Origin of the sequence: Neobacillus notoginsengisoli, from assembly GCF_003515685.1 — a bacterium.
Taxonomy (GTDB): Bacteria; Bacillota; Bacilli; order Bacillales; family Cytobacillaceae; genus Bacillus_D; species Bacillus_D notoginsengisoli.
In genome coordinates, this window is sequence record NZ_QWEG01000007.1 from 111609 (window position 1) to 123412 (window position 11804).

At 45.6% G+C, this 11804-nt stretch carries 9 protein-coding genes; 3 read left to right on the forward strand and 6 right to left on the reverse strand.

Translation table 11 applies throughout. The features are described from left to right. Positions 1-57: 57 nt before the first annotated feature. Positions 58-1335: a GGDEF domain-containing protein gene (locus D1B31_RS12175; RefSeq protein WP_118921067.1), complete on the forward strand. Its 1278-nt coding sequence runs from the start codon at positions 58-60 to the stop codon at positions 1333-1335. A gap of 22 nt (positions 1336-1357) precedes the next feature. Here the strand turns inward: D1B31_RS12175 and D1B31_RS12180 are convergent, their stop codons facing one another. The 3 genes from D1B31_RS12180 to D1B31_RS12190 all read right to left on the reverse strand — a co-directional run bounded on the left by D1B31_RS12180 (position 1358) and on the right by D1B31_RS12190 (position 5560). After that, positions 1358-2713, reverse strand: coding sequence for a YheC/YheD family protein (locus tag D1B31_RS12180; RefSeq protein WP_158587528.1), 1356 nt, complete (start codon positions 2711-2713; stop codon positions 1358-1360). An 85-nt stretch (positions 2714-2798) separates the two neighbouring features. After that, positions 2799-3989, reverse strand: a complete 1191-nt coding sequence (locus D1B31_RS12185) for a YheC/YheD family endospore coat-associated protein (RefSeq protein WP_158587529.1) — start codon at positions 3987-3989, stop codon at positions 2799-2801. 263 nt (positions 3990-4252) lie between these two features. Beyond that, positions 4253-5560, reverse strand: coding sequence for a YheC/YheD family protein (locus tag D1B31_RS12190; RefSeq protein ID WP_158587530.1), 1308 nt, complete (start codon positions 5558-5560; stop codon positions 4253-4255). Between the two features lie 335 nt (positions 5561-5895). Here D1B31_RS12190 and D1B31_RS12195 point away from each other — a divergent pair, with 335 nt between their 5' ends. Both D1B31_RS12195 and D1B31_RS12200 read left to right on the forward strand, forming a co-directional pair. After that, the gene (locus D1B31_RS12195) at positions 5896-6615 is read left to right on the forward strand and encodes a YebC/PmpR family DNA-binding transcriptional regulator (protein WP_118921071.1); all 720 of its coding nucleotides are present in this window, start codon (positions 5896-5898) and stop codon (positions 6613-6615) included. Positions 6616-6926: 311 nt separating this feature from the next. Beyond that, entirely contained in the window at positions 6927-8630 is a 1704-nt protein-coding gene (locus D1B31_RS12200; RefSeq protein ID WP_118921072.1) for a hypothetical protein, read from the forward strand. 113 nt (positions 8631-8743) lie between these two features. On the opposite strand, the gene D1B31_RS12205 is transcribed toward D1B31_RS12200, so the two are convergent. From D1B31_RS12205 to D1B31_RS12215, 3 genes are all read right to left on the reverse strand, one after another. Continuing rightward, the gene (locus tag D1B31_RS12205) at positions 8744-9247 is read right to left on the reverse strand and encodes a cupin domain-containing protein (RefSeq protein ID WP_420846100.1); all 504 of its coding nucleotides are present in this window, start codon (positions 9245-9247) and stop codon (positions 8744-8746) included. 43 nt (positions 9248-9290) lie between these two features. Beyond that, the gene (ypfJ, locus tag D1B31_RS12210) at positions 9291-10142 is read right to left on the reverse strand and encodes a KPN_02809 family neutral zinc metallopeptidase (protein ID WP_118921073.1); all 852 of its coding nucleotides are present in this window, start codon (positions 10140-10142) and stop codon (positions 9291-9293) included. A gap of 509 nt (positions 10143-10651) precedes the next feature. Further along, positions 10652-11770, reverse strand: a complete 1119-nt coding sequence (locus D1B31_RS12215) for an NAD(P)/FAD-dependent oxidoreductase (protein ID WP_118921074.1) — start codon at positions 11768-11770, stop codon at positions 10652-10654. Between the last annotated feature and the right edge of the window lie 34 nt (positions 11771-11804).

Genomic DNA, 11804 nt, shown 5'->3' on the forward strand with positions numbered 1-11804 from the left:
CCCATCCTACTATACAGTATGATAAATGGTAGAAGGATGGAAAGGGGCTGCAGTTTTATGGTTGGAGCCAGATTTTTTAACTTTATTTTGTTTTTCGCCGGGCTGGCAGTCGCTTTCAACGTGAAAACTATACCATTGAATGCAGATCATTATGTGAAAGTACTCGTTTTATTTTGGCTTTTTTCTACGATGTACCATCATTTGCGCGTCTTGCACAAAACTGGGAACACAACCGTTGATTACGGAATCAGCTACAGCCTTTCTTTTGGGATTTTTGCCGGGCCGCTTGGCTTGTTCATCTTTGAAACCATTTACCGTTTTACCGTTTATTTTAATAAAAAGCGGACGGGGACAGATGATCCCGAAGAATTTTCTGATACGTTTTATAATATCGGAGCATTTGTGCTTACCTACTCCGCTGCATATTATTTGTACAACCTCTTGCGCCCGGTATTTGAATTGTTTCCATTTGGTTACTGGATTTTAATCTTTTTGCTCGTATGCATCACCTCGCTCTTGATTGATTTGCTGTTAATCATTGTTTTCCTCCTAACCAGTGACATCAAAACAGTCCGCGAGGCAGTCGATTTTATTAAAAGCAGGAGCATCCTTGATATGGGCAAAACTGCCTTTACGAATGGACTCTTGCTCCTCTTTCTACGAGAAGGGGAATGGGGGGCGCTTTTCGCGTTATTCTTTCTCAATTATCTTGTCAGCCGTTCATTTTATTCGAAATCACAAAGCATCAAGAATAAAATTGAACGAGATAAATTTGAACAAATGGCGTATACCGACTTTCTTACTGGCGCCAATAACCGTGCCTTTATGGATAAAAGGATGGCCGAGTTGGATGAAACCGGGGAATATATCGGGATTGTCGTCGCTGACATCGATAATTTCAAGCATATTAATGATACCTACAACCACTCCGTCGGAGACCAGGTCATCCGGCATTTTGCCAAGACACTGAAAAGCTACATCAATGGAAATGATAACTTGTTCCGGAGCGGCGGCGAGGAATTCACCCTGTTCCTTAGAAACAGAAATTATCGTCAATGCCTCGATTTAGTTGAAAGGATCCGGCGCGGGATTGAGGAGAGCGCTGTGGAGGCTGAATATGGCCCTGGCACAGCTTCCATTTCCTATACCTCTTCGTTCGGCCTTTATTTTTACCGGATTCATCATAAAGTTTCTATGGAAAAAGGCTATATCCAGGCAGACCAATTGCTGCTCACCTCTAAGCAGCATGGCCGGAACAGAATCACGGCGCTTGACGGCTCAAACAAGCAAGGGAACATGCCCGTTTCAATACCAAAACAAAAGCTGGTTCCTTAACGGAAGCCAGCATTTGTTTTCACTAATTATCGAAACTGACGGGCTCCTCCCCCTCCATTGATAGTTCCTTTAACGCTTCAAGTATGCAATAAATCAGCTCGCCATACATCATATGGTCATTCAGAGAGAGGGGAGTTTCCAGCTGCTGCAGCGTGTTGCCTTCAAAGATGTATATATCCCCTTGTTCATCCAGACCCATATCAAAGCCAAAATCGATAAATGTACCGCATTCACCCTCCAAATAGTTAGCAAGAGCGATGGCGAGCGATTTCATTTCCCCCACTTTTTGCGCTATTCCTTCATCCGAATCATTAAACTGCAGCTTCAGCAAATCCTCTACATACCTGCCACTTACCCCTCTGTTTCCTTGTGTGGTAATGCCGCCTTTTACCCCAAGCCATCCTATAATCGGATCAACCTTCCATGTTCGGGCTTTCTCTTTTACTGCGATAACTCGATAATCTATCTTTCTGTCTTTATAGCTTTTCAGGTGGATAGGCTGCTGGAAAATATGGTTCTTTTCACATGATGCCAATAAGTCATTTAGTTGCCTTGATGTGTAGGTGAACACTTCGCTCGTAAAGTTCTTCCTGGCAAAATAGTTCCTGCCTTCCTTCCAGATCAGATGCATTCCAGCGCCGCCGCCCTTATTAATCGGTTTCAAAAATACCATACCGTATTTTCCGATCATGCGATCCAGGTTATTTCTCGTTATCACGTTTTTCGTTTCCGGCAAATACTTGCGGAAGGCCGGTTCTTTATTCAAAATAGAGAAGAACTTCCATTTATAATAGCATGGCGGGTTAAACAGACGGCTTCCGAAAGAACTCTTGAGAGCCTTCGTGGCTTTTACTTTCCGATATAAAATGGACGGAAATGGCAAGACTGCCCTCTCCCATGCCATTGTCTCAAAGTTAAAAACACAGCCTTCCATTTCACCCGAATGAAAGTCAATCTGATTTTCGGCTGCGAAGAAAAGCATGCCACCCAATTTCCGAATGGATTGCGCATAGGGAAGATATAAGTTCGGATTTTCCCGCAAATCGGCCTCCATTTTATTGCCGTCTTGATGATAAAGCATGCCAATGACAGGCCCGATCACAAGCACATCATCAAGTAGGCGAACGTTATATGTTACCGACAACACAATCTTTAACTTTTCTATGCTCCTGCTTGGCAAAATAAGTGTGTTTCCGGCAGCCTTTCTGTTGATAAGTACCTTCATCCTCGCTTTTCGCATTCCATATGATAAGGTAATTTCCTGTCCCTTCAACAGCCCTACTTTCCGAGCCGTTCGTTTATTCATTTGAATGACTCGGTCCGGAGAATCTGCAGCAAGCAATCTATACAATGACATTCTTACTCCCCCGATCTTCATTACTTGGCTAGTAGCCCATTCACTCCTGTATACACAGCTTATGCATCCAGTTCGAACATTGATAAAGGTAAATAAGAGTGCGCGTCTAGCTGGGCTCTTGCTCTCCGAACCCCGCAAGGTAATAGGCATATTCATATAAAAGATTAAGAGAATGGACTCCCTCTTCTTCCAACCCTGGAAACTTGAAGATACTCCGCCCTGGTTTGGAGTTCGCTTCAAACATCCATACCCGCCCGTCTTTGGCTATGCCGATATCTAGACCAAGTTCACCTACGGGCTTCCCGATACCCTCCTCAATCGCAATGGCTAGGTCAATTGCGGCAAATTCAATTTTGTTCCTTACCTTTTGGGCCTCATCTTCGAAAATGCGAGTCAGAATATCGTTGCATGTATATACTCGCCCGCCGAGACGGACGTGAGTCGTGACACTTTCTGCTCCCGCAGCCTTTGCGGCTATCCCAGATACAACCCAATTATTTTGTATGTTTTTGTTCATGTTCACCCGAAAGTCAATATTCCTTCCGTTGTACTGAATCAGGTGAATTCCCTGCTGCACAACATATCGCCTAGCCTTTTCTGTGGCCGTTATATTGTTTAGTAAGAGACTCAGAGAATCATAATGAATTATTTGCCTTTCTGTGTGACACGTATAACCCATTCCGGCCTTTGTGATCTTATAGATGCCGAGTCCTTCCGTACCATCTTTCGGCTTTATGAATATTTCATCATGTTTTTGCAAAAGCTGTTTAATCGTCCGTTTTGTTGCGGAGAATCGCGTTTCGGGTAAATATTCTTTTACGACAGGATGGTATTGCAAAAGCTTGTGGATCGTTTGTTTGCTGAAAAAGTGCGGATTAAATAGCTTCACCTCTCCATCCTCGTGAATTCTTTTAAAGAGGGATTTTACTTCGCTGCTCCTTTCAGCAGACCGATACGTAATCCGATTATAAATGACATCCGGAATCGGAACAGTATGCTTATGCCAACGCCGCTCTCCTTCGTCCCAATCCAAAAACCTTCCAACTACGGTTCCGCTGTCCAAGTCGATATCGAAAGGCGAAAAAACAAAGCAGTAGTGATTTGTATAATCTTCAGATTGAAGAATTTCGTGAAAAATTGTTTTATAATTCGGGTGGATTTCCGTCATTAATCCGATTACGGGGCCAATTTTTATTGTGTTATTTCGAAAAGTGGCTTGGACTTGCTTAGGAAATGGAAGCAGTAAGTCATCAGACTGTTCAGGTGGTAAAATCACCCGTTCTTTCTTTCCCTTCACTCGCTTTAGTCTTGTTTTTAAACTGCGCCCCCCGAAAGAAAGTGTATAAAACTCATCTTCCGATAATTTCCACTTTTGCCAGAGGGAAGATGACACACCTACTCTTCTTCTTGCTTTCTTTGAAATCAATATGCGTACATTTGAGACACCCACTATCTGTTCAACTCCAATTGTTGGTATAGAACTACCACACTCTTTTTTACAAAAGCAGACACTGCCCTCCTCCTTACGAACCAATCCTTTCCGGAACTTGGGCTTGACGCTTACTCATCCAGTGCCATTTCCTTTAATCCTTTGACAATTCGATGAATCAAGTTCCCATACATCATATGGTCACCAAGCCAAAGCGCCATTTCCAGTTGCTGCAGCGTATTCCCTTCAAAAATATAGATATTCCCCTTTTCATCAAGGCCGAAGTCAAAGCCGAAATCGACAAAGGTGCCGCACGCCTTCTCCAAGTGTTCAGCGAGCGCAATGGCCAAAGATTCCATCTCGCGTATCTTTTTCTGCACCTCTCTTGGAGAATAATCAAACTGCATTCTCAACAAATCCTCTGGATACCTTGCACTTAATTCATCTGTTTGGGTGGAAATGCCGCCCGATTCCCCGAGCCAGCCGTGGATTGTCCGAACCCTCCATCTTTTTGCTCGCTCCTTTACTGCAATGACCCTGTAATTCACTTGCTTGCCTTGAACAGTTTTAATCTTAATCGGCTGCTGGAGAATATGGTTTTTTTCACACGAAGCAAGCAACGTTTTCATCTGTTTGGATGAGTACCTAAAAATCTTATCCGTAAAGTTTTGCCTAGACAGATACTCCTTTCCATCCTTCCAAATCATGTGCATACCGACCCCGCCGCCCTGATTGCTCATTTTAAGAAATACTCTTCCATATTTACGCAAAAAATGATCCAGGTTTTCTTTTGAAATAATGTTCGTCGTCTCGGGCAAATACATGTCGAAAGAAGGATTTTCCTTTAAAGTGGTATGAAACTTCCACTTATAGTAGCAAGGTGGGTTGATTAGCCGCTTCCCAAATGCTTCTTTCAATATGCGTGTTGCTTTTATTTTCCGATAGATAATGGCTGGATAGGGAAAAATGGACTTTTTCCAGGACATTGTTTCAAAATCATACACATATCCACTAATTTCACAGGACTTATAATCTATCCCATCTTCCGCAAAAAAGAACAGTAATCCCCCAAGCCTTTTGATTGATTGCGCATAAGGGAAAAACATTTCCGGATTTTCACTTAAATCTTGTTTCATATGTTTATCTCTCTCCTTGAAAAGCACTCCAAGGACAGGGCCAATCACAAGGCAATCCCCAATTAGACGGAAGCTGTAGGAGGGCGTCATTTCAATTTTCAGTTCATCCAGAACCTCGCTTGAAATAAAAATCGTATCCTCCTCCGCTCTTTTCTTGGTGATTACCTTCACTTTTGTCTTTCTTAATCCGTATGAAAGATCAATGTACTGACCCTTTGACAGCCCGGATTTTAGGGCCATCTTTCGATTCAATTCAATAGTCGGCCCTGATGAATCGCTGACCGACAATTTTACTAATGCCATCCGTGTTCCTCCATTCGATCTTTGATCCATTTCGTTCTGCTGTTATAAACACTCTATTTTTAGTAAATGAAAAGCCATTATTTTCCCAACTCCGTTTTTGGTATCGGATTATTTTATTCGTAGTGGTAGAAAAAGCAACCACTTCTGCCTATATGAGTGCGGTCCTCTCCACACGTCCAACAATTTTCAATTAAAATCCAGGGAATTTTGATGTATAATAATTCATGGTGGTTTTGTAGCTACATGATCGGTTGCTTTTGCAAAATGCAGGGTATTTATTGAAATGTCATTCATCATCTCACCCGAGATTTTAAAGGAAAGAGAGTGTGTTCAGAATGGGACGCAAATGGAATAATATTAAGGAGAAAAAAGCTTCAAAGGATGCAAACACAAGCCGAATTTACGCCAAGTTCGGACGTGAAATTTATGTGGCGGCAAGGCAAGGTGAGCCTGATCCCGAATCGAACCAAGCATTAAAGGTTGTCCTCGAGCGAGCGAAAACATATAATGTCCCGAAAGCCATTGTTGACCGGGCAATAGAAAAAGCGAAGGGCGGTTCTGACGAAAACTACACCGAACTACGCTATGAAGGCTTCGGGCCAAGCGGATCAATGGTTATCGTTGATGCACTGACCAATAACGTGAACCGGACTGCTTCAGAGGTCCGCGCGGCTTTCGGCAAAAATGGCGGCAATATGGGCGTCAGCGGTTCAGTTGCTTATATGTTCGATGCGACCGCTGTGTTCGGCGTCGAAGGAAAATCAGCTGAAGAGGTACTGGAACTGCTAATGGAAGCTGATGTGGACGTGCGCGATATTATAGAAGAGGAAGATTCAGTTATTGTCTATGCCGAACCGGAGCAATTCCATGCCGTGCAAGAAGCGTTTAAGACAGCAGGCATCACCGAGTTTACCGTTGCGGAACTGACAATGCTTGCGCAAAATGAGGTTGCCCTTCCTGAAGACGCACAGGAGAAATTCGAGAAAATGATTGATGCACTCGAGGATTTGGAAGACGTCCGCCAGGTGTACCACAACGTCGATTTAGGCGAATAATTGAAACGCTAAACACAGGCTATTCCTGTTTCGGAAGGCCTGTGTTTTTCATTAAGGTTTAAATTTGGCTGTTGATTTCCGCTGCGGGCACACGCTTTCCGCGGGGCGTCAGTGGAGCCTCCTCGGCGCCTCAGCGCCTGTGGGGTCTCCACCTTGCCGCTGCATCCCGCAGGAGTCGGTGCCCTCCGCTACAATCAACGCAGTTAAACATTGTCCTTCTTTATTACATAATTAATGAATCTTTTCCGCTCACTTTCCGTATTTCTTTACTGTACAGCAAATATGTCAGCGTGCCCTTGAAAGGAGCCATTATGGGAAACATTTATTTATTTTCATTGATTGCCGGACTGATTATGGCCATGTTGATTGTCCCGTTCTACGGCCTGAACGGTTCCGATAACCAAAAGAAAGGTGCTAAAAAGAAAGGCGCCAGCAAAACAAGCCGCATACCTATGATTGCCTTCGCGGTCCTCATGGTTATTCTCGTTTTTGCTTTCTATTATTTATTTAATATCGACAGGAATTTTACTTCGCTCTGGTTTTTTATCCTTGTCTCATCTGCGGTAGGAGCGTTATTTTCGACCGGTAAGGAACAAATGGTTAAGGGACTGCTGTTTATAGGCAGCCTCTTGTTCGGTGTGTATTTGCTGACAGCATTCCTGTTTAATGCGGGCGAGAAATATGAAACGGCGAAGATGGATCAGCAAATTGAGATTAAAACGTTTGATGAAACAAAGACACCCGCCAGCGTTCCGCCGCAGTTTGCCCGGAACAAGATGAGGAAAGCATTCGGGCAGGTGCCGAACACAAGCTATTACGAGCTTGGCAGCCTTCAGATTCAAAAGGTGAACGGCGAGTATGTGTATATTGCGCCCGTTGAGTTTTCCGGGTTTTTCAAATGGGTGAATGGCGATACGACGCCAGGCTACTTCACAATAAGCGCAACCGACTCAACCGCAAATCCGAAATTCATTAAGTCGGAAATGATTTACACGCCTTCCTCTTATTTTGGCAAAAATATCGAACGCCACATAAGGATGAAGTACCCGACACGTATTTTTTACGGAGACGTCCAATTGGAAATTGATGAGGAGGGCAAACCTTTTTATATCCGGTCATACGGGGATTTTATTTCAGCCCGGAATGGTTTTGACGCAAAAGGGATTGTCGTGGTGGATCCGTTAAGCGGAAAGACTGAGTCGTATCCTCATGGGAAAGTTCCGGAATTTATTGAAGGGGCCGTATCTCCTGAGGTTGTCAGCCTTCAGAACAGTTACTTCGGAAATTATGTGCACGGCTTCTGGAACAGCGTATTTGGGAAAAAGGATGTCAAGCTCCCGTCCGATGAAGGAACAGAGGCGAACGTGACGCCGATTTTTGACGAAAACGGCACGATGTTCTACTTTACCGATTTCACGAGTCCCAAGGAAGGCGTCGATTCGATGCTCGGCTACTCCCTCACAAATTCACGGACCGGTAAAGCAACCTATTATACTGGCAATCTGGAAGAGTCCTACATGGATTCGGAAGGCGCATTGCAGATTATTGAAAAGAAGTTCATTGAAAAGAAATGGAAAGGGAAAATGCCAGTTCTCTACAATTTTTATGGGGAAGCAAGCTGGCTGACGCCGGTCCTTGATTCAAACGGCTTTTTGCAAAACTATTTCATCGTATCAGCTGCCAATCCGGAAATATCCGTTTATGGCACAACACCGAACGATGCCCTCCGCCAATATAAACTTGCCCTCCAGCGCGGCGGCGGAACCTTAGACGGCACGTCGAAAGCGGAAGAAAAACAAGTAAGCGGCACGGTTGTGCGTGTTTACAAAGAAAAGTCCGGCGATTACACAGCCGTGACATTCCTGCTCGACAACCGGAAAAACTACATCATTTCCTCTGAAAAAGAACCTTTGGCGATTTACCTGAAAGAAGGGGATAAGGTAAACCTTACTTATCAAGATACCGGTGAAATCTTCCTGCCGGTCGTGCAGATAAAGGTTGAGGGGTTGAATTAACCGTTAAGCAAGATTGAATGAAAGGCCAGACAGCTAAAACCCTTCTGCTAATTTTTGCAACAATCAACAAAAAACCACGATGAGCCGTAAGAACCGCGCATCGTGGTTTTTTGTTATTTCATCCATTTCCGAAGAAGCGGACCGCTATCGCCATAGACAGGGTCGGTTTCAGGAACCAGGATATTCCGGATTTCCTGGAGCGACTGTGCGCGTCCGGCCGGATCCTTCTCCCTCATATTTGGGCTCGTTCCTTCCGGATAGGCACCGACAACTTCGAAATCTTCACTTCCTTTAATCAGCTTATGGCCTGTACCAGCCGGCAGCAGAATAACATCACCGGCTCTTAGTTCAACCCGTTCACCGGCATCGCCGCCAAGAAGAACAGTTGCATTTCCTGATTTTACCCCAAGCACTTCGTGAGCATTACTGTGGTAGTGGTGGTAATCAAAAACCCCTCCGGACCAGCTGCCTGTCCACTTGTTCCGGTTAAATGTTTCCTCAATTCCATTCGGATTGTCATTAAAAACCCCTTCGTAAATAATGACAGGCAAATCCGGGTTGTTCGGAATCTGGCCATCGTCCTTTAGAAAAAAAGACCGTTCATTCGCAGCCACCATAGAGCTCTCCTTTCTGTAAATTTGTTTAGATTTTTGCAAAATACTAGAGATTCCTTGCTTTAAAGGTATCGCCTTGGTCGAGGTTTCCTGCCTGATAGCCTTTGTAAAACCAGCGTTTCCTCTGTTCGGAAGTTCCGTGCGTGAAGCTTTCCGGCACCACATGGCCCTGATATTTTTTCTGAAGCGTATCATCGCCAACCGCAGAGGCCGCATTCAGCGCTTCATCAATGTCACCCTCATCAAGTAGATTCAGACTTTCTGCGCGGTTCGCCCATACGCCGGCATAATAGTCGGCCTGCAATTCCATCCGAACTTGGTATTTATTGTATTCCGTTTCACTGAGCCGCTGCCGCAATGATGCCATTTTTTCACTCGTTCCTAGTAGGGTCTGGACGTGGTGGCCAACCTCATGGGCGATGACATACGCCATGGCAAAATCGCCCGGAGCCTGGAATTTCGTCTGCAGCTCCTTATAGAAGCTTAGATCAATATAAAGTTTCTGGTCACCCGGACAATAAAACGGTCCGACTGCCGATCCAGCCACCCCGCAAGCCGATTGCACACTGCCTGAGTAAAGGACGAGTGTCGGCTTTTTGTACACCATACCCTCTTCCTCAAAAATTTCCGTCCATACTTGCTCCGTATCAGCGAGAACGACCGACACGAATTCCGCCAGCTCCCTATCCTCTGCCGTTTCCTGGTATGGAGCGGGCGATTGCCCCCCTGTTCCGCCGCCAATATTATTCAGCACATCGCCAAGGTCTCCCCCGCCGAGAAGCGTCATGATCAATACAAGGACAACCCCGCCAATCCCGCCGCCCATGAGCATTCCGCCGCCGCCCATGCCTCTTCTATCTTCAACATTCGAACTTCCCTGTCTGCCTCTCCACTGCATATGTGTTCCTCCTCGGAGTATATATAAGTCGGATCAATAAGATTTACTTTTACTTCTATACCCCGATATGCAGCCTTTAAAATCAAAATAGGACTGGGATTATTTTCAGAAATGGTTTTCTACTTTGCTAAAATAAGCGGGAATGACGCACAAGACTGCGATTCGCGCCAAAGTATCTAGATTTATCTGCGGGAATGACGCAAAAGGCTGCTATTCGCGCCAAAGTTTCTAGATTTATCTACTGGAATGGCGCAAAAGGCTGTGATTCGCGCCAATGTATCTAGATTTATCTGCGGGAATGGCGCAAAAGGCTGCGATTCGCGCCAAAGTATCTGGTTAATTCAGCGGGAATGGCACAAAAGACTCCGATTCGCGTCAAAGTATCTAGATTTATCTGCGGGAATGGCGCACAAGACTGTGATTCGCGCCAATGTATCTAGATTTATCTGCGGGAATGGCGCACAAAAAAGCCGCCAACATTTTAAATAATTGGCGACCTTAACTGAATCCTATTCCTCGATTGCACCTTCCACAGAGTAAAGCCCTAAATCTATCTCCAATTCCTGCCCGAGGGCCAGTTTTGCTAGCTGGGCTCCAAGAAACGGCCCGACCGTAAGGCCCGAAGCACCGAGTCCGTTTGCAAAAAGGAGATTTGAGTATCCCGGCACTGCCCCAACGACCGGAAGAAAACCAGGTGTGTACGGCCGGTACCCGACGCGGGCTTCAGTAAAGGCTGCATCCGCCAGCCCCGGAGCCGAAATCAACGCTTTCCCAAGTACCTCCCGCAGGCCGCCCGCCGTAATGCGCATGTCAAAAGCTTTATCTTCCTCGTGGGTAGTTCCGACGACTATTTTGCCATCGTCAAAAGCGAGGATGTATTGGTCACTTGGCGGCATGACAACCGGCCAATCCACCGTATCGCAATTTTCAAGCTGAAGATGGACAATCTGGCCTTTTTGCGCGGTTACGTTCAATGTAATTCCGAGGGGTTCAAAAAGCTCGGGAGCCCAGGCACCGGCAGTTACAATAACCGTTTCTGCATCATACTGTACTCCGTCCACTTCCGCGCCAATAACGCGACCTTCTTTAAGTAAAAGCTGAGCCGAACCCTTTACGAATCTGGCTCCATGCTTTCCGGCGGCATGCACTAATGCTTTCTTTATCGCACGGCCATCAACGCGGGCCGCACCGCTTACATAGATCGAGGAAAACTCTTCGGAAACCGGCGGGAACAGCCTCGCTGTCTCACCCGGGTCCAATTGCTCAATTTCGCCAATTTCAGGCGCATCTTCCCTTCTCATTAACGCCCGCTCCTCCATTTTGGCAAGCTTGCCAAGGTCAGTATGTAAACTCAAAGCTCCTAACCGGGCATAACCTGTTTCTATTTCCCCATCCTCTTGAAGCTGCCGGATGAGTGATGAATAATAGGCAGCCCCGCCTTTCGCTAGAGCGTACCATGCCTTGTTCCGTCGCTGCGTCAGCCACGGGCAGATGATGCCGGCGGCCGCATCCGTCGCCTGGCCGGGGTCATGCCGGTCAATGACGGTGACATCAGCTCCCGCTTTTGCCAGATGATATGCTGTGGATGCGCCAAGGATTCCGGCGCCAATAACTATCACTTTTTTCATAGATGACACCTTTTTCTTAAAGTACTGATGCATT

Bases quoted from the DNA above. Each gene is read 5' to 3' on its own strand.
- ypfJ (WP_118921073.1), bottom strand. From the start codon at position 10,142: ATGCAGTGGAGAGGCAGACAGGGAAGTTCGAATGTTGAAGATAGAAGA.
- D1B31_RS12200 (WP_118921072.1), top strand. From the start codon at position 6,927: ATGGGAAACATTTATTTATTTTCATTGATTGCCGGACTGATTATGGCC.
- D1B31_RS12175 (WP_118921067.1), top strand. From the start codon at position 58: ATGGTTGGAGCCAGATTTTTTAACTTTATTTTGTTTTTCGCCGGGCTG.
- D1B31_RS12190 (WP_158587530.1), bottom strand. From the start codon at position 5,560: ATGGCATTAGTAAAATTGTCGGTCAGCGATTCATCAGGGCCGACTATT.
- D1B31_RS12205 (WP_420846100.1), bottom strand. From the start codon at position 9,247: ATGGTGGCTGCGAATGAACGGTCTTTTTTTCTAAAGGACGATGGCCAG.
- D1B31_RS12195 (WP_118921071.1), top strand. From the start codon at position 5,896: ATGGGACGCAAATGGAATAATATTAAGGAGAAAAAAGCTTCAAAGGAT.
- D1B31_RS12215 (WP_118921074.1), bottom strand. From the start codon at position 11,770: ATGAAAAAAGTGATAGTTATTGGCGCCGGAATCCTTGGCGCATCCACA.
- D1B31_RS12180 (WP_158587528.1), bottom strand. From the start codon at position 2,713: ATGAAGATCGGGGGAGTAAGAATGTCATTGTATAGATTGCTTGCTGCA.